The sequence below is a fragment of the Virgibacillus sp. M23 genome (genome assembly GCF_034190895.1).
Classification (GTDB): Bacteria; Bacillota; Bacilli; order Bacillales; family Amphibacillaceae; genus Virgibacillus; species Virgibacillus salarius.
This window is the reverse complement of record NZ_JAWDHA010000218.1, coordinates 1-488: the sequence shown is the minus strand read 5'-3', so window position 1 is coordinate 488 and position 488 is coordinate 1. Positions and strand designations below refer to the sequence as shown.

At 42.3% G+C, this 488-nt stretch carries 1 pseudogene; it reads left to right on the top strand.

Annotated features, from left to right (window positions below):
* Window positions 1–443, top strand: a pseudogene (gene appC, locus RVS70_RS22175) (oligopeptide ABC transporter permease AppC); the annotation flags it as partial.
* Between the last annotated feature and the right edge of the window lie 45 nt (window positions 444–488).

The window sequence follows — 488 nt, the reverse complement described above, 5'->3', positions numbered from 1 at the left end:
TAGCTGGATATTTCAGAGGAATAGTGGATGCTGTCATTATGCGTGTAGTTGACATTGTGTTATCCATTCCTGATATTTTCTTGTTGATCACGCTGGTCACCATCTTCAAGCCGGGTGTGGACAAACTGATTTTAATTTTCTGTCTCACAGGATGGACCACGACAGCACGATTAGTAAGGGGAGAATTCTTATCGCTTCGTTCAAGGGAATATGTTCTTGCTGCTAAAACAATTGGAACAAAGACGCACAAAATTATTTTTTCTCATATCCTGCCCAATGCGTTAGGGCCGATTATTGTGTCAGCTACGCTGAAANTAGGGTCTGTTATTCTAGCTGAATCGGCGCTAAGCTACTTGGGATTTGGAATTCAGCCGCCAATCGCTAGCTGGGGGAACATGCTTCAAGATGCACAGAATTTCACAGTAATGATTCAAGCATGGTGGTAACCGTTATTTCCCGGGCTATTTATTTTAATGACCGTTTTATGC